The 20,766-nt window shown below is 72.3% G+C and carries 14 protein-coding genes; 7 read left to right on the top strand and 7 right to left on the bottom strand.

Annotated features, from left to right (window positions below; translation table 11 throughout):
• Window positions 1-34: 34 nt before the first annotated feature.
• Window positions 35-3,559 carry a hypothetical protein gene (locus AMK13_RS32650; protein WP_074005267.1) on the bottom strand — a complete coding sequence of 1,175 codons (3,525 nt, stop codon included), beginning with the start codon at window positions 3,557-3,559 and terminating at the stop codon, window positions 35-37.
• Between the two features lie 249 nt (window positions 3,560-3,808).
• Between AMK13_RS32650 and AMK13_RS32645 the strand changes: the two genes are divergently transcribed.
• Window positions 3,809-5,281: a purine-cytosine permease family protein gene (locus AMK13_RS32645; protein ID WP_074005266.1), complete on the top strand. Its 1,473-nt coding sequence runs from the start codon at window positions 3,809-3,811 to the stop codon at window positions 5,279-5,281.
• 36 nt (window positions 5,282-5,317) lie between these two features.
• Here the strand turns inward: AMK13_RS32645 and AMK13_RS42440 are convergent, their stop codons facing one another.
• Window positions 5,318-5,491: a winged helix-turn-helix transcriptional regulator gene (locus AMK13_RS42440; protein ID WP_241853131.1), complete on the bottom strand. Its 174-nt coding sequence runs from the start codon at window positions 5,489-5,491 to the stop codon at window positions 5,318-5,320.
• A gap of 110 nt (window positions 5,492-5,601) precedes the next feature.
• Window positions 5,602-6,096, bottom strand: coding sequence for an ATP-binding protein (locus AMK13_RS32635; RefSeq protein ID WP_074005264.1), 495 nt, complete (start codon window positions 6,094-6,096; stop codon window positions 5,602-5,604).
• 227 nt (window positions 6,097-6,323) lie between these two features.
• Between AMK13_RS32635 and AMK13_RS32630 the strand changes: the two genes are divergently transcribed.
• The 3 genes from AMK13_RS32630 (at window position 6,324) to AMK13_RS32620 (ending at window position 8,500) form a co-directional block, all read left to right on the top strand.
• Entirely contained in the window at window positions 6,324-6,650 is a 327-nt protein-coding gene (locus tag AMK13_RS32630) for a putative quinol monooxygenase (protein ID WP_074005289.1), read from the top strand.
• Window positions 6,647-7,888: a helix-turn-helix domain-containing protein gene (locus AMK13_RS32625; RefSeq protein ID WP_074005263.1), complete on the top strand. Its 1,242-nt coding sequence runs from the start codon at window positions 6,647-6,649 to the stop codon at window positions 7,886-7,888. The genes AMK13_RS32630 and AMK13_RS32625 overlap by 4 nt, the downstream gene beginning before the upstream one ends.
• A 99-nt stretch (window positions 7,889-7,987) precedes the next feature.
• Window positions 7,988-8,500, top strand: coding sequence for a GNAT family N-acetyltransferase (locus AMK13_RS32620; RefSeq protein WP_380717234.1), 513 nt, complete (start codon window positions 7,988-7,990; stop codon window positions 8,498-8,500).
• A 75-nt stretch (window positions 8,501-8,575) separates the two neighbouring features.
• Here AMK13_RS32620 and AMK13_RS32615 read toward each other — a convergent pair whose 3' ends face one another.
• From AMK13_RS32615 to AMK13_RS32600, 4 genes are all read right to left on the bottom strand, one after another.
• Complete coding sequence (locus AMK13_RS32615; RefSeq protein ID WP_074005262.1) at window positions 8,576-9,271, bottom strand: DUF7158 domain-containing protein; 696 nt, start codon at window positions 9,269-9,271, stop codon at window positions 8,576-8,578.
• Window positions 9,268-13,449, bottom strand: a complete 4,182-nt coding sequence (locus AMK13_RS32610) for an NEW3 domain-containing protein (RefSeq protein WP_074005261.1) — start codon at window positions 13,447-13,449, stop codon at window positions 9,268-9,270. Before AMK13_RS32610 ends, AMK13_RS32615 begins: the two co-directional genes overlap by 4 nt.
• A gap of 67 nt (window positions 13,450-13,516) precedes the next feature.
• Window positions 13,517-15,985 carry an endo-beta-N-acetylglucosaminidase gene (locus AMK13_RS32605; protein WP_079272694.1) on the bottom strand — a complete coding sequence of 823 codons (2,469 nt, stop codon included), beginning with the start codon at window positions 15,983-15,985 and terminating at the stop codon, window positions 13,517-13,519.
• Between the two features lie 252 nt (window positions 15,986-16,237).
• Window positions 16,238-17,320 (bottom strand): LacI family DNA-binding transcriptional regulator, encoded by a 1,083-nt coding sequence (locus AMK13_RS32600; protein ID WP_079272693.1) that lies wholly within the window; start codon window positions 17,318-17,320, stop codon window positions 16,238-16,240.
• Between the two features lie 150 nt (window positions 17,321-17,470).
• Between AMK13_RS32600 and AMK13_RS32595 the strand changes: the two genes are divergently transcribed.
• The 3 genes from AMK13_RS32595 to AMK13_RS32585 all read left to right on the top strand — a co-directional run bounded on the left by AMK13_RS32595 (window position 17,471) and on the right by AMK13_RS32585 (window position 20,765).
• Window positions 17,471-18,760, top strand: coding sequence for an ABC transporter substrate-binding protein (locus AMK13_RS32595; protein ID WP_074005260.1), 1,290 nt, complete (start codon window positions 17,471-17,473; stop codon window positions 18,758-18,760).
• A gap of 193 nt (window positions 18,761-18,953) precedes the next feature.
• Window positions 18,954-19,826 carry a carbohydrate ABC transporter permease gene (locus AMK13_RS32590; RefSeq protein WP_074005259.1) on the top strand — a complete coding sequence of 291 codons (873 nt, stop codon included), beginning with the start codon at window positions 18,954-18,956 and terminating at the stop codon, window positions 19,824-19,826.
• 6 nt (window positions 19,827-19,832) lie between these two features.
• Complete coding sequence (locus AMK13_RS32585) at window positions 19,833-20,765, top strand: carbohydrate ABC transporter permease (protein WP_079272692.1); 933 nt, start codon at window positions 19,833-19,835, stop codon at window positions 20,763-20,765.
• Window position 20,766 lies beyond the last annotated feature (1 nt).

The following is a 20,766-nucleotide window of genomic DNA, read 5'->3' as shown; positions in this document are numbered from 1 at the left end:
GCCGCGCCCCTACCGGCCCCGCTCCCCCGCTCTCCTACTCCGTCGCCGTCCGTACCGCCAGGGCCGCCTCCCGGACGTCCGGCTGCGGGTGGCGGCGCAGGGTGCGGAGCAGTGCTCGCCACTGCGAGCGCCAGCCGGTGCGCGGGCCCAGGGCGTGGGCGAGACCGACCGCGAACAGGCCTTGGGTGTGGCCGCCGTGGACTGCGAGCCGTTCGGTCACGGTGTGCAGGACCGCCGGGTCGCCCGGGCGGCGAGGCATGTTGAGCCGGCTCCGCAGGGCCTCGGCCGTGCGGGCGGCCAGCACCGGGCGGTCACTGTGCAGGGCGGCCAACCGGTCCAGCTCGGCGAGGAGATGGTCCTGGGTGGTGTCGAACTCCAGTGTGGCGGTCAGGAGTTGGACGGCCTTGGGTATGAAGTCAGGTTCGGTGGAGAGGAGTTCGGCTGCCTCGCCGACCGCCTTCAGGCCCTCCGCCGACGGGCGGTCGGCCACGCCGGCGGCGAGCCGGGAGACCAGGTGGTCGATCCGCTGCCGGGCCGGCCGGTCCCGGTCGGCGGCCGCGTCCAGTCCGCCGCCACCGCCACCGTCCCCATCCCCGTCCACGTCCACGTCCCCGGCCTCCCGCTCCGGGGCTCCCGCGGCCGACGCCTCGCTCGCCAGCAGCTGCGCCAGCGCCTCGGTCAGCCGGCGGCCCGTGCCGCCGACGGCGAGAGCCGCCAGGCCGGCTGCGGCGGCCCGCCAGGAGGAGCGGTTGGCGAGGTCGACGGTGCCCGCCAGCAGCAGCTCCTCCGCTTCGGGGCACCAGGGCGACCAGGCGGCCAGCAGGTCGAGCGCGACCTGGGCGGTGTGCGGGTCGTCGCCGCTCGCCACCCCGGCCACCAGCGCGGCGTAGCGGGGGCGGTCGGTGGTCGGCAGGTCCAGCGGCCGGGTGCGCAGCACGGCGGACCGGGCCACGGGGGCGCCTGTCGCGGCGTCTTCGAGCAGCCGCCAGGCCGCGGGTGCGGGGAGCAGGTCGACGGTGGCGGCCACGACCGCAGCCCGGACGTCGCGGTGCTGGCCGGGCAGGTCGTGGGCCTCGGCGAGGAGTGCGCCTGCGGTGTCCACCGGCAGCAGCCGGGCGGCCAGCCGCACCAGCTCCTTCCGGCTGGTGACCTTCGCCCCACCCCCGCCGGCCACCCCGCCGCCGGCCGCCCCGCCACCGGCTTCCGCGGCCCCGTCCGCCGCCGGCAGCAGCACCGCCCGCAGCATGCCCGCCAGTCGCGACGGCGCCACGAACCCGGCGGCCCGCCCGGCCGCGTACAGCGCGACCCGTGCCCGGTCGTTCCCGGCCTGGGCGAGCAGCAGGGGCAGTGCCTCGGCGGGCCGGTCGGTCCAGATCAGGGCTCCGAGCGCGGCCTCGGCGAGCACGGTGTCCGGGGAGTCGACGTACGGCCGGACGGTGGCGAAGCCGCGTTCGGGGACCGCCACCACGGTGCGCAGGTGTCCGGCCCGTACCTGCCGGGGCAGCGAGGCGTCGGCCGCGGCTGCCGCCAACAGGCGTGCGGCGGCGGCCTGTTGTCCGGGTGTCCAGCCCTCGATGCCGTCGACCGGCGGCAGCCAGTGCGTCCCCGCCGCCAGGAAGCGCCCGTACGGCGGGGTGTCGGCGAGGACGGTGTCCAGCAGGTCGGTGCGCCCGCGGGCCAGCACCCGGAGCACCGGCGGCAGGACGGCGGCCGACGGTTCCAGTTCCAGCACCCGTGCCACCCGTTCGCCGCGGGTGGCCGGGTCCGCGAGCCAGTGCCGGACGGCCTGGATGAAGGTCGCGTTGTCGCCGAACTGGATGGCCTCCCAGAGGAGTTCCTGCAGTTCGGGCAGGTGGTGGGCACGCCGGCCCAGGGCTCCGGCCAGGGCGAAGGTCAGCGTGTGGTCGACCCGGTCCGCACCGGCCGCCAGCCACGGGCGCAGCGCCTCGAAGACCTGTGCCTCCTGTCCGCGCCGGAGCACGGTGTCCAGTCGGCCCAGCGGAACGCTGCCGAGCATCCCGGAGAGCTGCCGCAGGGCGGCCAGGGCCCAGCCCAGCAGCGGCTGTTCACCGCTCACCGCGTGCTCCCGCAGGACGGCGAGGGCGAGGTGCGAGAGCGCTCCGCGGGTCTGCCAGGAGGTGTCCCGGGCCTCGACGGCGTCGGTGACGATCCGGCCGAGGGCGGCGGCCGCCGCCTCCCCCCGGAAGAGCGCGGGCGGGACCTCGGCCAGCGCGACCAGCGCCGGGGAGCGGACCGGATCCTGCTCGTTGCGCAGCCGCAGCAGGTCGTCGAGGAGTTCGCCGACGGCGGCCGGCTCGCCCGACCGGGCCGCGTTGCGGACCAGCAGCGGGTACGCCAGCGCCCGGTCCTCCGCGGCCGGCCGCCGGGTGGCGGCGAGCAGCCGCGGCCGGGCCTCGGCCACCGGCAGGTGGGCGACGTGGGCCAGCACGACCGACCACGCGGCGCCGCGCTCGGCGGCCTGCGCGGCCATCCGCCGGGCCTCGGCCTGCGCCCGTCGGCGGGGCAGCGCGTCGAGCACGGCCCCGGACAGCTCGCTGCGGCTGAGGTCCCGGTCCGCGGTGACGAGGTCGTAGAACGCCTCGCGCCGGGACGGCGGCAGGGCGCGCAGCAGCCGGGCGAGCCAGATCGGGGCGGTGCTCCAGGCCCGGCCGAGGTCCGGCAGCTCGGGCGGGTCGAGCCGGGCGACCCGGGTCAGCGCGCTGCGGGAGATCGACGCGGTGGCGGCGCGTTCGGGCGGCGTGATCAACCGGATGGTCCGGCCGGGCGCGGCGGTCAGCAACCGGCCCAGGCACCCCTGCACCGGCTGCGGCAACCACGTGGGGCAGTGGCGTTCCAGCAGGTCCAGCACCCGCTCGGGTCGGTGTCCGGCGGCGGCCGCCAGGACGTCCGCGTTGCGCTGCCACCAGGCGGGGCGGGCCGGCTCGGGCAGTTCGGCGAGCTGGCGGGCCACCTCGTCCAGCAGCAGGTCGGGGTGGCGGCGGGCCAGGATGCTCCAGCGCGTCACAGCGAGGAACAGCCCGGGCAGGTACCGGGCGACGGTCTCGGGCCCGCAGCCCGGCAGCAGCCGGGCCGCCGCCGCGTCCCCCCACGCCTGCCGGACGGGGAGCAGCAGCCGCTCCGCCAGCGCGGTGCGCCCGCGGGCGACGATCAAGGTGGTGAGCCGGTGGCGCAGGACGGCGGGCGCGTCGGCCATCGCCGCGGCCAGCAGCTCGTCCGCGACCGGCAGGTGGAGTGCGGCCTTCAGGGCCTGGCGGCTGACCGCCGGGTCGGGATCGGTGAGCCGCGCGGCGACGAAGGCACCGTCCCCGGCGATCGTGGCGGCGACTCCGGCCAGCCCTCGACCGTAGGCGCCGCGCTTGTCGAGTTCCGCCAGCAGCGGGCCGAACGGCTCCGGCCCGTCGCCCTCGTTCGGTCCCTCCGCTGCCCGTTCCTTCGTCCAGGCGGCGAGGCGCCGCATCCGGGCGGGGTGGGCGAGCGGGGCGAGCTCGGCGAGGAGGTGGTCGACGGCTTCGGCCGGGCTGTGCGGTGCACTGGACATGCGGGCCATTCAACAGGCCGCCCGCCCCCGCGGTCGCAGGGTTTTTCGGGTGGACCGGTTGTACGAACGTGCCCGGCGGTCCGGGAGCGGGAGGCGGGTGCGCCGGCCGCCGCGTCCCGGACCATCGGCGCCAACCGCTCTACGTCCAGAACAAAGTAGGATGATTCGACTCCCGCTACGCGCGAAGAGTTCCACAAATATCTTATTTGACCGATTTACCTCCCGCTTCACACGCACGGAGCCACCCTCATGGACAATCCGTCCACCGACGCCAACGACGGCGCGATCGAGACCCGCGGCATTGAGCCTGTCCCCGACCACGAGCGCCGGGGCAGAGTCCGCGAGCTCTTCCCGACCTGGGTCGCGGCGAACATCAGCGTCCTGCTCCTCACCATGGGTGCGGCCCTGGTGGTGTTCAACCACTTGAACTTCTGGCAGGTCCTGGTCGTCGCCGCGTGCGCCGCCCTCATCTCGTTCGGCATGGTCGGCGTGCTGTCGGTCTCCGGGAAGTGGGGCGGAGCCCCGGGCGCGACCCTCTCCCGGGCCACCTTCGGGGTGCGCGGCAACCTCTTCCCCGGCGCGATCCTCTGGATCGCCCGGTTCGGCTGGGAGACGATCAACGCCGTCACCGGCGCCTACGCCGTGCTGACCGTCCTCGACTTGGTCTTCGGCGTCAAGAGCAACACCGCGCTGATCGTGATCACGCTCTTCGCCTTCGTCGCCTGCACCTTCCTGGTCTCCGGCATGGGCCGGAAGGCGCTGAACGTCTGCAACACCTGGTCGACGTACCTCTTCGGGGTCTTCAGCGTGCTCGTGCTGGGCTACCTGGTCGCGACCATGAACTGGAGCGAGGTCTTCTCCAAGCCCGCGGGCACCACCGCGATGATGATCGCCGGCATCGGCACCATCGCCGCCGGCGGCATCAGCTGGGTCCCCACCGGCCCGGACTTCGCCCGCTACCTGCCGCACGCCGCCTCCGGCCGGAAGATCGTCGGCGTGACGGTCTCCGGTGCCGGCCTGGTCATGGTGCCGATGGTGCTGATGGGCGCCGTGATGGCGGTGGCCTCGCCCGGCCTGGCCGAGGCCGCGGACCCGGTCTCCTTCCTCGGCGACCTGCTGCCGACCTGGCTGGCCGTGCCCTACCTGCTGACCGCGATCGTGGGCATGCTGCTGATCAACAGCCTCTCCATGTACTCGGCCGGCTTCACCGCGCAGACCATGGGCGTGAAGCTGCCGCGCGCCATGGCCGTCAGCATCAACGCCGTGATCTCGCTGGTCGGCGGCCTGCTGCTGATGCTGGTCGCCAAGAGCTTCCTGGGCTCGTTCATCACCTTCCTGATCCTGCTCGCCGTCTCCTTCTCGGCCTGGATCGGCGTCTACGCGGTGGACATGTACCGGCGCCGCTCGCGCGCGGTGCGCTACGACGCCGCCGCGCTCATGGACACCAGCAGGAAGAGCCGCTACTGGTACACGGGCGGCTTCTGCTGGCAGGCGATGGTCTCCTGGGTGCTCGCGCTGCTGGCCGGGCTCGCCTTCACCAAGTGCGACTGGTTCGCCGGCCCGCTCTCCGGCACCTTCGTCGGCAAGTACGGGCTCGCCTGGGCGGCGACCATCGTGATCTCCGGCGTGATCATGGCCGTGCTCCCGACCCCCCGCGAGAACACCTCCGGCACCGACGAGCAGCCTGCCGAGCAGGCCGCTGAGCAGGCCGCCACCGTCTGACCGCACGACCACGCCCCGGACCGCCCGGCGGTCGGCTCACCCGAGCCGACCGCCGGGCGGCTCCGTTTCGGCGGCCCACCGGTGGCTCCAGGCGGTGAGCGGGCCGAGGGCGGTGACGAGGTCGGCGCCGAGCGGCGTGAGGCGGTAGGCGTCGCCGTGCGGGGCGAGCAGCCCGGCCTCGGTCAGCTCGGCGATGCGGGTGCTGAGCACGCTCGAACAGCTACGGGCGACCGCCGCCGATCCCGGGCCGGGCCCTTGCCGCCATAGAGGAAGCAGTCGTACCACTTCACCTACGACGAGATCACTCTCAGCGGGACGGCTCACGCCACCAAGCTCTGCGCGCAGAGGTTGCGCGCGGTGCCCCACCCGTACGTGGGGCACCGCGCCTCGTGGGATTCCAGGAAGTCGAACCACACGACCTTGCCCACCCCTGCCACCGGATGCCAGCCCCACGCATGAGCCAGCGCCTCGACGAGGATCAGCCCACGTCCGCTGGTCGCTTCCGGGTCCGCTCCACCGCGTTCGAACACCGGGTTGGAATCCGCGACCTCAACACGCAGCCGCTCGCCCACGCGGCGAACGGTCACCGTGCAGCGTGCCTTCGAGTGCTCCATCGCATTCGCGATCACCTCGCTCGCACAGAGCTCCAGCTCTTGCAGTGCTTCCCCGGAGAGCGGCACATCCCAGAAGCGGACGATGTCCATCACCAATCTCCGCGCCGGCGGCACGGCCGCGCTGTCCGGCGGGACATCCCACCCCAGGGGCACCGGAAACCGAGCGGTCTTGAGCGGGCTGACAATCGTCTTCCACTCCATTGCTCCCCCATCACCGGATATGAGCGATCGACATGGCGGGGTTCTGCTCCACCTCGTGGGCGGCATGGCTGTCGGCATGCGTGAGCGAGGCCGCCAACAGCACCCTCCGTCATGGCTGCAACACCGACCGTAGTCGCAGAAAAACTGCGAGTCAAGGAAAACTACTACTCGCAGAGCTTCGCCTAGTCATGCAAGACTCAGCCAACGTCGGAAGGGGAGTCGTCACCATGGGATTCGGTCTTGTCGTCCGCTTCGTCGCCCACAGCGCGGAAGCCGCTCGTGCCTTCGACCGGTTGGCAGAGAAGGCACTTGAGGGCATCCGCACCAAGGAGCCCGGCACTCTCGTGTACGTCAACCACGCCGTACCGGAGGAGCCCACCGTCCGCGTCTTCTACGAGCTGTATGCGGACCGCGAGGCCTTCGAGGAGCACGAGCGACAGCCGCACGTCCAGGCCTTTCTCGCCGAACGCGCCCAGTACCTCGCCTCCTTCGACGTCACGTTCCTCGAGGAGATCTCAGGTAAGGGCTCCTCTCCGGACCAGGCCTCCCGGTGAGTCCGGAGGAGCGGCGGGCGTTCGGAGCCCGGGTCGCCCAACTTCGCAAGAGCCGTGGCTTGCGGCAGGATCAACTCGCCGCCGTCATCAACCGCACCGCCAGCTGGGTGTCCCAGGTCGAACGTGGCGTTCAACCCGTAGTCCGGCTCGATGTACTCCAGCTCCTTGCGGACGGGCTCGGCGTCTCAGTCCAGACCCTGCGGCCTGACGCCCCTCCACCAGCTTCCGCGTCACGGCCCGAACCGGACCAGCCCAACGACCTCGACATGGCTCGCCTGTCGCTCTCCGGTCATCCCGCGCTGGACAGCCTGCTCAGGACCCGCCCGCAGGTCGAACGTGTCGATGCCGAGCAATTGACCGCCGCCGTGGATGAGCTCTGGGACCTGACACACGCTGCACGGTTCGCCGAACTGAGCACGGCCATCGTCGGCACTCTGCCGAAGTTGGAGCGGGCAGCGCGGACCGCACCAAGTGAATCCCGCCCCGCCATCCATCTCCTGCTGAGCCAGGCGTACCAGGCGATGGCTGCGGCCTTCGTGCGCCAGGACGAGCCCGATGCGGCCTGGGTCGCCGCCGATCGGGCCATCCGTGCCGCCGAGCAGTCCGCACATCCGCTCCATGTGTTCGCGGGCATCTACCGGCTGGCCCACGCCTTCGTCCGACTTCGTCGGCTGGATCAGGCCGAACACGCGGCCACGAGCGCCGTGGCCGTCCTCACCGAGCACATCACGTCAGCCAACCCGCCACACCCCGAAGCACTATCGGTCCTCGGTTCGCTGCACCTGGTCCTCGCGTTGACCGCAGCTCGCGCCGGCCAACGCGAGCGGGCCCGGACGGAACTGGCGAACGCCCGCGCGGTCGCAGCTCAACTCGGCGAGGACCGCAACGACTTCAACCTGGAGTTCGGCCCTACCAATGTGGAGGTACAGGCCGTCTCGACAGCGGTCGATCTCGGCGACGCCGGCGAAGCCCTGGACCTGGGTCGGCAGATCGATGCCGAACAGCTGTCGCCCGAACGCAGATCGCGACTCCTGATCGACCTGGGACGGGCACACGCCCAACGACGCCACCTCGGCGAGGCCTTGGACTGTCTCCTCCGGGCCGAGGAAGTGGCCCCGGAGAGCGTCCGCAGCCACGCGGCAGCCCGGGAGACGATCCATGAACTCGTCGTCATCGCGGGCCGAAACGCCCCGTCGGAGCTGGTGAAGCTCGCAAAACGCGCGAACGCGACGGGCTGAGAGCGAAGTTCAGGCCGCAGCCCGACGACGTGCCCTGGCAACGATCTCGGCGGCTACGCGAGAGTGGGCCGACCGATTCCACGCCCAGGGAGAATCCCAGTGACGATAGCCCTCCGCCGCTACGAGGACGGCAGTCTTCCCGCCGACCACGCGCAGTTGCTCATCGACGTCCACGCGGATGCCTACCGGGACCAGGCCGACGACCCCTTCGTTCAGCGCTTCCCGTGGTTCGCCAAGCACTGGACGTCCCGGCCCGGTTACAGCTGCGTTATGGCCTACGACGGCGACGAGCCGGTCGGTTATTCCTACGGTGCGCCGCAGGAGGACGGCCGCGAGTGGTGGCGTCAGCACATGCCGCGGCCCGCCGACGCGTCGACGTTCGCCGTCTCCGAGGTCATGGTGCGCCCCGACTGGCGGAAGCTGGGAATTGCCGAGCAGACGCACGAGGCGCTGTTGTCCGGACGGGACGAGGCGCTGGCCGTTCTCTATGTCGACGTGACCCACCCTCGTGTCCAGGCCATGTACGAGCGCTGGGCGTACGGGAAGGTCGGCGAGCACCATCCGTTCGAGGATGCTCCGCTCTACGCCGTCATGGTCCGCGCTCTTCACTGACCGGCTGGTTCGGGCGGACCGAGGGAGCCATGCCCGCCGCACTCAGGGCGAGTGCGGCGGGCATGGTCAGGGGCGTCAGTGGCGGTGGTGGTTGTCGGGTTGGGCGGGGTCGCCCGGGTGTTCCAATCCCTCGACCAGGGTGAGGCGTTGGGCGCGTTCGTGGTCGAGCCAGCGGACGAATGCTGCTCGGCGGGCGGCGGCGCGGAGGGTGGGGGTGGGGTCCATACCCCCCTGGGTGGTGTGGGTGGCTAGGAGGGCTGCCGTCCAGGGGCCGGCGGTGACCCATGCGCCGGGTGGGGCTGTGCGGAGGGCTTCGGCGAGGGCGACGGGGAGGGTGGTGGGGTCGGCTTCCAACTCGCCGTCGGGGAGAGCGAGGTGCCAACTCTCGGTCGCCGGGCGGGCGGTCAGGGTGCGGTAGTGGGCGATGTCCTCGGGTGAGGGGTCGATGTCGGCCGTCACGGCGTCGTAGACGGCGCGGACGGCGGCGCTGCCCTCGTAGGCGGCCGCCGTGATGGAGCCGAGTTCGACGGCGGCCTGTTGGTCGAGGTGGGCGGGGCCATCAGGAGCCACGGGCAGGTCGCGTTCGGCGGCGACTGCCTCGCAGAGGGCTTCGGTCAACAAGACCTGCGCGACCCAGCGGGTCAGCTGGCGGTCCTCCGAACTGCCCGGTTGTGGCAGGGCGGTGGCGCGCGGGCCGTTCCGGAGGGCGGCGAGGCGGTGGTCGAGGGCCGCACGTGGGAGGGGGCGACCGTCGAGGAGGCCGAGGGTCATGCTTCCACCACCAGGGCGACGGTCGGGGCGTACTGGCAGCGGCCGAACCACATGACCTTCGCCAGGGCCCAGTACGAGCCCGGGTCGGTGGATTCGGCGACGGAGACGGCGAATTCGACCACCGACGAGCTGCCGGCCGGGACGGTGAAGCCGCGGACGGGGTCGGCGATGACGTCCCAGGTGCCCCAGGGAGAGACGAGTTGCAGCTCGCCCCGGATCTCGCCGCGGGTGCGGTTGGTGAGGGTGAGGGAGAGGGCGGTACGGCTGCCGGGGACGACGTGCAGGGTCTCGGTGGAGACCTCGACGTCCAGGCCGGTGTCGCGGCCGCTGGTGGCCTTGGTGCCCTGGGCGATCGTCCAGTCCTCGGGGGTGTCGCCGGGGACGGGCAGCAGGTCGGGCAGGTCGCCGACGGCGATGGTCACCACGTCCTCGATCTGCTGGCCGTCGTGCTCGATCCGGACAGCGGCGAAGTGCAGCCCGGGCTCGGCGTCGGCTGGCGGGGTGAGGGTCACCGGGAAGCGCAGGTGGCCGTCGGGTGCGAGCCGGTACGGGCGGCTGCCGAGGCTCGTGGTCCAGCCCTCGGGCGGGAGTACGACGGCTGTGCCCTCGACGGCCGCGTCCCGCAGCTGGGAGGAGAGGGCGACCGAGAGCGTCACCGGCTCCCCCGCCGTCCGCAGCAGTCCGGGCGAGGCGCCGACGGACACCGGCAGGTAACCGAGTGGTGCCGGGCCCCGGTTGTGCAGCCAGTAGCGGGCGTGGACGGGCTGGGCCGTCTCCGCCACCGGACCGAGGTCCGTCTCACCCTCCGGGGCTGTGACGGCCGGGGAGGCGAGCAGGGTGGCGATCTGCGAGCCGGCGAGGTCGAGGGCGGGGCCGCCGGCGGGGCGCGGGCGTTCCAGCAGGTCGGCGGCGCGCACCTCGTCCAGGCCGAGTGCGCCGCTGAGCTTCGCGGTCCGGCCGAGGCCGGTCGACTCGACCAGCCGGACGGTGAGTTCGCTGCCGAGCGGCGCGGCCGAGCCGTGCGCGATCGGGTTGCCGCTCGGCTTGAGGGTGCCGAGCAGCACCTCGCGCTGGGGTTCGACCCGCAGCCAGGAGAGGGTGGCCGGCAGCGGTCCCTCCTGGGCGGGGGCGATCCGGGCGTACAGCGGGTGGTTGAACTCCTGGCCCTGGGCGGGCAGTGTCTGGTCCCGCCAGTCGCCGTCGCCGCCGACCAGTGCGTAGCTGAACTCATGTGTCCAGTGCTGGAGTTGGAAGGAGGCGCCGTCGGGCAGGGTGCGCCGGGGCGGGTCGATCCAGACGCCGGACGGCCAGCCGGTGCAGGAGCGCATCAGCGACAGGTGCAGCGCGCCGGTGGTGTCGACGGCGAAGCCGGGCAGGCCGAAGCTCAGCAAGGCCACGGTGTGGTCGGCGAGTTGGTCCCGGACGGCGGACGGGCAGACGGCGGTGATCCGGGCGTCGGCCAGGTCGTCGACCAGGGCGGAGGGGTCGGAGACGATCAGTGCCGGCAGTGCGCGCAGGTCGCGCAGGTCGGCGTCCGGGCGCCAGACCTCGGTGAGCGGGGTCGCCGCCGGTACCCAGACCGCGCCGTGCGTCTTCAGGGCGGCCGCGTACTCCTCGCCCGCCAGGTCGATCAACTCCCGTGCCACCGGGTTGAGGTCCGGCGAGCCGACCACGATGCGGAAGTCCGGCAGGTTGGAGTCCACGTCCAGCCAGCCGTACCGCGCCCAGTCGGCGCCCGAGGTGGTGGCGGTGACTCCGACCCGCGCCAGCGCGACCACCAGGGGGCGGGCGTCGGCGGCGTCGTCCAGGGTGGGGACGACGACCTCCGCCACGCCGAGGGCGCGCGAACCGGTCACCGTCCCCGCGCTGTCGGTCAGTTCGACCCGCGCGGTGGCGCCGAGGCCGAACCAGGTGTTGGCCGGGTTGTCCAGGGTCCACGGCGCCTCCGCCGAGTCCACGTCGGGCATCGCGAAGCCGCGTCCGACGACCGCGCCCGCGACCTCGCTGACCGGCAGGCCGCCGGGGACGTCCACCGGGAAGCGCAGCCGCAGCAGCCGGTCGGCGCCGGAGTAGTCCACCACCCGGGTGCGGCAGTCCACCCGGTCGAGGCCGCGCCAGAGGGTGACGGTCTGCTCGTACCGGACGCCGTCGACGGCGCCGTCGATCAGCAGGCGCTCGCCGAGCGGCCCGGTCTCCCGGCGGACGGCGGCGTCGGCTCCCCCGGAGCCGGTCACCGGTCCGCTGGGCACCAGGTGCCAGGGGCCCTCGCCGAAGTCGGGGTGCTGCGGGTACTCCTCGTACACGCGCAGCTCGTTGCCGATCCGGCCTTCCTGGATCAACTCCCGGTCGTGCAGGAGGTCCTGAACCGAGCAGAGGCCGCCGCCGCGCGCCGGGTCGGCGGTCACCCGGTACCGGCCGTTGCCGATCGTCACGCCCGGGGCCGGCGTCCACGGCTGCTCCGCCTCCCCCTCCACCAGTCGCCAGGTGCGCCAGCCGAGCGCGGGCACGTCGGCGGCGAGGAAGCGCAGGGTGCCCCGGTCGACGGCGCTGGGAACGGGCGAGCCGGCGTCGTCCAGCACCCTCACCGAAGTTGCGTCGGAGGGGAGTTCGACGGTGACGAGGTCGGTCCGGTCGAAGGAGAGCGTGTTGGCGACCACGACGGCCTGCCCCGCGCCCGCCGTGGAGATCCGCGCGGTCAGCGCGTCCAGCGCCGCGTCCCGGACGCCGGAGGCCAGGTCGTACGCCTCCCGCCAGCCGCCGAGCAGGTCCAGGTACACCTGGTCGGACTCGGAGCCGGTGATCGCGTCGTGGTGGGCGCCGTAGGCGAGTTGGCGCCAGACCTTGTCGAGCGCCGCGGCCGGGTAGCGGCCGAGGCCGTGCACGGAGGCGAGCGTGGCGAGCTTCTCGGCGTCCACGGCCGCGACCTCGCCGGCCCGTTGGGCCTGCTTGGTGTCGATGTACGAGACGTCCTTGCCGGTGTACACCGGGTTCATGTCGCGGGTCTGCGGGCTGGGCCGCCGGCCGGTGGCCGCCAGCTCGGCGCGGACGGCGTCGAGGAAATCGCGCGGGGTGGCGCAGACGAACCGGGGCCAGAGGTACCTGGCGGCCCAGGAGCGGTGGATCTCGGTGACCCACTTGTTCGGCGGGGTGTAGTCCGTGCCCACCGGCAGCAGCAGGTTCTTCGTCGCGCCCACGGGCTTGAGCTTGCGGTACAGCTCGTAGACGGCCTGTTCGGCGGTGGCGAGGTCCGGGGAGGAGTCCATCCACCAGCCGGCCGAGTAGTGGTGCGGCATGTAGTGGGTGAGCACGCCGTCCCCGCCGGGGGCGATCCACTCGAACTCGCTCGGGAACTGCATCACCCGGGCGTCGTCCTTGGCCTCGCGGAAGTTCTTCTGGATCGGGCCCCACTGGTGGAAGGGGCCGCGCGCCCAGGCGCTGCCGGTGAGGCCGGCCGCGGCGAGGTGGCCGGGGAACTGCGGGTCGTGCCCGAACACGTCGAGCTGCCAGGCGGTCCGGGGGTCGCCGCCGAGGATGTCGCGCTGGTAGCCGATGCCGTAGACGATGTTGCGGATGGTGGTCTCGGCGCCGGTGAGGTTGGTGTTCGGCTCGTTGTAGGTGCCGCCGACGAGTTCGACCTGGCCGCGTTCCAGCAGCTGCCGAAGGGTCTCGCGGCGCTCCGGGTGCTGGTCGAAGTACGGCTTCAGGTAGTCGACTTCGGCGAGCACGAACTTGTACACCGGGTCCCGCAGGGCGAGGTCCAGGTGCGCGTCGACGAGGGCGAAGCCGTTGCGCTCCCACAGCGGCCGGGTGGTGGCGTCGGCGGAGAGCAGTTCCCACGGGGAGGTGTAGGCGGCCTGGGTGTTCCACCAGACCGGGTCGTAGTGGAAGTGCGAGACCAGGAACATGGTCCAGCCGGGCTCGGCGACCTCGACCACGGATTCGGCGGTGGCGTCCGAGGCCCGGAGGGTGACCGGGAGTCGGTCGCCGGTCGAGGCCCCGCTGATCTCCAGCGGGACCTCGACCAGGCCCGTGCCGGTCGCCTCGCCGCGGACGCCCGGGCCGCTGACGGTGATCCGGGCGGCCGGGCCCTCCAGCGTGACCCGCAGCACTTGGCGCGGGGCGTCCTCGGGGCCGACGAACAGATCGGTGCTCTCGACGGCGGTGATGGTGACCGGCACGGGGGTGCTTCCTTTCCTCGAACAGGGCGGCGCGGGACAGCGCGGGACAGCGGGAGGGCAGCGCGGGCTACGCGCCCCAGGCCTCGAACTCGTAGACGCGGGCGGCCGGATCACCATTCTGGGTCGGCGTGTTGACCACCAGCCGGACGTAGCGGGCGGCGGTGTCCACCGGGTGGGTGGTGGTGCCGGCCGTGTTGCCGGTGACGTCGGCGACGGTCGTCCAGGGGTCGTTGGTGCCCGAGCGGACCTGGATGGCGAAGTCGCGGGTGTTGAACGAGGCGCTCTCGCCGCCCGCCGCCGCGTGCTTGACCACGAACTTCGACAGCTGCTTCGCCGAACCGAGGTCCACCTCCAGCCACTTGGCGGAGGTCAGCGCGCACCACTTGTCCCCGGTCCCGCCGCTGACGCTGCCGTTGACGGCCTTGGCCGGGCCCTCGTTGGCGTTGCACTGGCCGGAGGCGGTGGCCGGGCGGTTGAGCGCCAGGTTGGTGGAGGTCGGCGGGGTGCCGTTCCAACCGACGGTCGTGGACGCGGCGGTGGAGCGCCCGTAGGTGGTGGACACCGCCTCGACGTCCAGCGTGGTGGTGTTCTCGCCGCCCGCCCGGTCGAGCCGCCCGACGAAGTACGCGTCGTTGGGCGTGGCGCCGAGGAAGCTGCGGCTGCCGTCCGCGTTGCGGCGGTACACCTCGTAGTGGTGCACGTTGCCGCCGGGCGCCGCCGTCCAGGACAGCCGCAGCGACTGGCTGGAGCCGGCGGTCACGTCGCTCGCGCCGAGCACGGTGAGTCCGGCCGGTGCCGCCGGGGTCTCCACCGAGCCGTCGTAGACGGCGAGTTGACCGACCCGGAGGTCGTACGAGGGGTCGCTCCCCTCGACCCGCAGGGCGATCTGGGCGATGGTGCGGCCCGCGTACGGGGAGAGGTCGAGGGTGTGCCGCTCCCAGCCGGTGCCGGTGTTGGCGCCGACGTCGACCGTGGTGAAGCTGCTCGGGGAGTCCGTGAACGACACCGCGGCCTTGAGCTTCGTGGGCCCGGCGGCCGGGGTCTTGACCACCAGGTCCAGCCTGGTGTTCGCGGCGACGGGCAGCTTGGTCTGGTACAGCCGTACGGTGTTGGCGGCGTCGAGCTTTCCGCTCAACCGCAGGGAGGAACCGCCCTGGTAGGCGTCGCCGAAGTCGACGGACGGGGTGAGCCTGCTGCCGGTCGAGTCGACCATCCAGCGGTAGGTGGGCGGGACGTCCTGGAGCGAGAGGTTGTTCCAGCCGCCGGTGGCGACCCGGGTGCCGGCCGCGTTGTAGAAGTCGCCCTGCCCGGTGTCGAAGGTGGTGACGAACGGCTTGGCGGTGATCGGCGAGGATTCGGCGACGTAGCCGGCCAGGCCGGGCCAGCTCGCCGAGAGGTCGGTCCGGGACGGGTCGTTGTTGGCGCCGACCCAGTAGCGGGCGTCCTTGGCGTAGAAGTCGGCGCGGTCGGTGGCGGACTTCCAGGTCCACTCGGGGCGGTAGAGGCCGAGCGAGGTGGTGTGCGGCTGCCCGGATGGGAAGAGGGCGGACCAGTTCACGCCGGTGTTGTAGCCGTTGGCCTCGGTGTCGATACCGGAGTAGAGGTCGTACTCGCTGCGGCCGAGCTGCCGGGCCAACGCCCGGGAGGAGTTGAGGCCGCTCGCCGACCAGTCGAAGTTCAGGAACATCGAGTCCGAGGTGCGCTTCGAACCGTCCTGCAGGAAGGGCGAGTTGGCGGAGGTGAGGGCGTTCTGCCAGTTCACCCCGCCGGAGGTGGTCATCGCGTCGTACCACATGAACTCGGTGCCGCTCTGCGCCTTGGTGTACTGCATCAGGTTGCGCAGCTCGCCCGCCAGGGCCGAATCGCCGCCGCCGGTCTCCTGGTTGATGAACCAGCCGTCGAAGCCGTAGTACTGCGCGGCCTGGACGAGCTTGTCGGCGACGGGGTAGCGGCTGCCGGACTTCTGGACGAAGTCGCGCACCCACTGGAGCTGTCCGCCGTACGCGCCGGGCGGGAAGAAGACCGTGCCGTAGACCTTGACGCCGTTGCGGTGGGCGGCGTCGATCACGGTCGGGTTGGGGGCGAGGATCAGGCCCTCGCCGGCCGAGCCGCCCCAGAACACCAGCTTGTCGACGTACTGCCAGTAGCCGAAGGCGTAGTAGTTGGGGTCGGCGGAGCCCTGCGAGGGGTTGTTGGAGGTGGGGCCGAAGGAGACCAGGGAAGCGATCTTCCCTTCGCCGGTCCGGGCGTTGGGGTTGGCCCGCAGCGCCGGGTCGCTGGTGCGCGGCTGGAGCGGGACGCGGGAGCGGTTGAAGCGGGCGTCCGGGTCGGTGGCCGGGTCCCAGTTCAGGATGCTGTTGGGGTACCAGTACGAGGCGAAGGGCTGGCTGCCCTGGCCGGCGGTGGCGGCGGGTGCCGCGGCCGGCCCGGCGCCCGGCAGCGCGGCCGGTGCCGGGTCGGCCCAGGCGGCGGGGGTGGCGGTCAGGGCGGCCGTCGCGAGGACGGCGCTGAGCAGCAGGGGGAGGCGTCGTGACATGCGGTGGCTCCGATCGAGCGGAGGAGGGTGGGGGCGGGCCCGCCGTCGCGGACGGGGGCCCGGCTGCATGCGGGCGTGCCGGTGCTGGAGCGTGTGGTGCCGGTGGTGGATCGGGTGGGGGTCGCGCCGCCGCCGGGCCCCCGGCGCACCGGAGCGGCGGCGCGGGGAGCGGGACGGGCGGCGGGACGGGCAGCGGGGGCCGGACGGAGTGCGGCGGAGCGGACCGAGCGGCTGCCGCTCGGCGCTGCGAGGCTAAACCGGTTCAGAACCGCTGTCAACGATGCGCGCGACAACCACTCCGGAGGGGGAAGTCCCGGGCGCGCCGGGCGGCGAGGTGGACTCCCGTACGGTCAGCCGCGGCGTGGGCATCTGGAGGTCCCGCCCCGCACCGGCCCCCTCCAGCGCCTCCAGCAGGCTGCGCGCGACCTGCTCGCCGAGCGCGAAGGTGTCCCGGCTGAGCGCGGTCAGCGGCGGGTGCACGATCCGGGCGAGCACCGAGTCGTCGAAGGAGACGATGGACAGCTCGCCGGGCACCGCGACCCCCATCTCCCCGGCCACGCCGAGCCCGGCGACGGCCATCACGTCGCTGTCGTAGACGATCGCGGTGGGCCGCCCGGCCCGGGACAGCAGCGTCCGGGTGGCGGCCGCGCCCTCGGCGTCGCTGAAGTCGGTGGGCACCGACACCGCCTCCTCCAGCCCGAGCCGGCGCGAGGCGTCGCGCAGCGCGCGGATCCGCCGCTGGGTGTGCTGGAAGTGCGGCAGCCCGGCGAGGTGGGCGATCCGCCGGTGGCCGATGGCGGCCAGGTAGTCGACGATCGAGAGCATCGCCTCCCGGTCGTCGGCCCAGATCCGCAGCTGGTTGCCGCCCTTGCCGGGCCCGCCCAGCACCACGGCGGGCAGCCCGAGTTCGTCCAGCACCGGCAGCCTCGGGTCCCTGACCTGGAGGTCGACCACGATGAAGCCGTCGACCCGGTGCTCGGAGGCCCAGCCCCGGTAGACCTCGATCTCGGCGGCGGTGTCCTCGACCACCATCAGGTGCAGCGCGATCGAGCTGGCCGAGAGCACCGCCTGGAGCCCGGACAGCAGTTGGCTGAAGAACGGCTCGACGCCGATGGTCCGGGCCGGCCGGGCGATCACCAGGCCGACGGCGTCGGACCTGGCTCCGCCGAGGGCCCGCGCGGCGCTGTGCGGGCGCCAGTTCATCTCCTCGGCGACCCGCAGGATCCGGGCCCTGGTCGCCTCGCTGACGCCCGGCCGGCCGTTGAGCGCGAAGGACACCGCGCCCTTGGAGACACCGGCCTGGCGGGCGATGTCGGCGATCGTCGGTCTGCCCACAGAACCCGACTCCTCTCTTGACATCCAAGTTTAGGCGGGAGCATAGTCCCTGGCATAGCTAGACCGGTTTAGTTAGTCAGGTTGCGGAATCCGACACAACCCCCGAGCTCGGCACGATCCCCCACCCACCCCCAGGACCGGGAGACCCTCATGCGAAGAATCTGGGCGGCACTGACCACGACCGCGCTCGCCACCGCCGCGCTCACCGGCTGCGGACTCGGCTCCGGCGACACCAAGGACAGCGACGCGGTGGCGAGTGCGGCCGCCACCGGCGAGGTCAAGGGCAAGGTCTCGATCCAGACCTGGTCGCTCAAGCCGAAGTTCACCGACTACATGCAGGGCGTGCTGGACGGCTTCAAGAAGAAGTACCCCGGCGTCGACGTCGAGTGGCTCGACCAGCCCGGTGAGGGCTACTCCGACAAGGTGCTCAGCCAGGCCGCCGCCGGCAGCCTGCCCGACGTGGTCAACCTCCCGCCGGACTTCGCCTTCCCGCTGGCGAAGAAGGACGTCCTGCTGGACATCGCCAAGGCCGACCCCAAGCTCGCCGAGGAGTACGTCCCCGGCGGCGTGTCCGCCTACCGGTTCAACGGCTACCAGGGCACCTTCGGCTACCCCTGGTACCTCAACACCGATGTGAACTACTGGAGTTCCGAGCTCCTGACGAAGAACGGCCTGGACCCGCAGAAGCCCCCGGCCAGTCTGGACGAGCTGATCGCCCAGGCCCGGACGATGAAGGAGAAGTCCGGCGGCCAGACCTACCTGATGAGCCGCAAGCCGGGCATCGGGGACCTGTACAACATCGGCGTGAAGATCATGTCCGACGACGGCAAGTCCTTCACCTTCAACACCCCCGAGGCCGCCGCGCTGCTCGACAAGTACCGCGACGCCTTCAAGGAGGGCCTGATGCCGAACGGGGTGCTCACCGACACCTACGCCGGCAACTCCAAGCTCTTCAGCTCCGGCACGGTGGCCTGGACCACCGGCGGCGGCAACTACATCACCAGCCTCGCCACCGACAACCCGACCCTCGCCCCGAAGGTCGTCTCCTCCCCCGCGATGGCCACCCCGCCGCTGTACGTCCAGGGCCTGTCCATCCCGAAGAACACCAGGAACCCGGCCGCCGCGGTGGCCCTCGCCCGCTGGGTGACCAGCCCCGAGAACCAGGCCGCCTTCGCCCACCTGACCAGCGTGTTCCCGTCCACCAAGGCCTCCGCGAACGACCCGTTCTTCAGCAAGAGCGACGGCACCAACGCGGGCGACGCCAAGGTGACGGCCTTCGCCTCGCTCGCCAAGGCCAAGCTGATCCAGCCGGTCGAGGTCGACGACGCGATGGGCACCATCATCAAGCAGCAGTTCGCGCTGGCCATCAGCGGCGACACCAGCTCCAAGCAGGCGCTGGACACCGCCGTCGAGCAGTGCAACAAGCTGCTCAAGGGCTGATCCGACGCCGCCCCGGCACCAACCCCGCGGTGCCCCACCCCGCACCGGCGAAGCACCGGCGAAGCACCGGAGACGTTCCGGCGCGGCACCGGAGACGTACCGGCGAAGTACCGGTGAAGCGGCGGGCCTCCCCCGCGCCCGCCGCTCCCCGGGAATCACCCGCACCACCCCCAGGCCCCAGGAAGGCAACGGCATGACCCACCGGCGTTGGTTCACCCCCTGGCTGCTCGCCGGGCCCGCGATAGTCTGGCTGGCCGTCTTCAACCTCTGGCCGGCCGTCAACACGGTGATCCTCTCCTTCACCAACGCCAAGCCCCTGGGCGGCGGGCAGTTCACCGGCCTGGAGAACTACGGCCGGCTGCTGGACGACGACCAGCTCGCCGACGCCCTGGTCAACAGCATCGTGTTCATGCTGGTCTGCCTGCCGCTGCTGACCGTCCTGCCGCTGCTGCTCGCCCTGCTGGTGCAGCGCAAGATCCCCGGCATCACCTTCTTCCGCACCGCCTTCTACACCCCGGTGATCGCCTCCGCCGTCGTGGTGGCGCTGATCTGGGGCTGGGTGCTGGACGAGCGGGGCCTGGCCAACGGCCTGCTGCAGCAGACCGGGTTGGCCGACTCCCCGGTCGCCTTCCTGACCGACCGCTGGCTGCTGCTGTTCAGCGCGATCGCCCTGACCGTCTGGAAGGGCCTCGGCTACTACATGGTCATCTACCTGTCCGCGCTCGCCAACGTCCCGCGCGAGCTGCACGAGGCGGCGGCTGTGGACGGCGCCGGACCGCTGCACCGGTTCTGGCACGTCACCCTGCCCGGGGTGCGCCCGACCATGATCCTGATCTCGGCGCTGATCTCGGTGAGCTCGCTGCGCGTCTTCTCCGAGCTGTACGTGCTCTCCAACGGCCTCGGCGGCCCCGGCGGCCGGGACATGTCGGTGGTGATGCTGATCCAGATGTACAGCCGCGGCTTCAACGGGCACCTGGGCTACGCCTCGGCGCTCAGCCTGCTGCTGTTCGTCGTCACCCTCGGCCCGATGCTGTTCCTGATGCGGCTGAACCGGAAGGCGGCCTGACCCCCCATGACCACCGTCCGCACGCCCCAGTCCCCCGACACCCCCGCCGAGCCCACCAAGGCCGCCGAGGCCACCAGGCCCACCGGCCCCGCCGGGCGCTCCCGGAGCTTCAACACCCCCTCCACCGCGCAGACCGCCGCCCGCTACCTGCTCCTGGTGCTGGTCCTGCTGCTGGTCATCGGCCCCTTCCTGTGGCAGCTGTCGACCTCCCTCAAGGGCCCCGCCGAGGACGTCTACACCCGCACCCCGAGCTTCCTGCCCGACCAGCCCACCCTGGGCAACTACGGCAAGGTCGCCGAGGTCATCCCGGTGTGGACCTACGCGCTCAACTCGGTGATCGTCGCCGTGGTCTGCATCACCGGCAACGTGGTCGGCTGCACGCTGGCCGGCTACGCGCTCGCCCGGCTGCGCTTCCGCGGCGCCAAGCTCGTCCTCGGCCTCTTCCTCGCCACCCTGATCCTGCCCGGCGAGGTCACCATCGTCTCCCAGTACGTGCTGGTGCGCGGACTCGGCCTGGCCGACACCCTGGCCGGCGTCGCGCTGCCCGGCTCGATCGCGATGCTCAACGTGCTGCTGATGCGCACCGCCTTCGCCGCCGTCCCGGCCGAGTTGGACCAGGCCGCGCTGGTGGACGGCGCCAACGTCTGGCAGCGGCTGTGGCACATCGGCCTGCCGAACGTGCGCGGCATGCTCAGCGTGATCGTGATCTTCACCTTCATCGGCGCCTGGGACGACTTCCTGTGGCCGCTGATCGTGCTCAACGACCCGCAGAAGTACACCCTCACCGTCGGGCTCCAGTACCTCAACGGCACCTTCGCCGCCAACCCCCGGCTGATCGCGGCCGGCACCATGATCGCCTTCCTGCCGATCGTCGTGGTGTTCGGCGTCTGCCAGCGCTTCTTCTTCAAGGGCGTCGAGGAAGGAGCCGTCAAGGGATAGC

The sequence above is a fragment of the Streptomyces sp. CB02056 genome (genome assembly GCF_001905545.1).
Classification (GTDB): Bacteria; Actinomycetota; Actinomycetes; order Streptomycetales; family Streptomycetaceae; genus Kitasatospora.
This window is presented reverse-complemented; position numbering and strand designations above follow the sequence as displayed.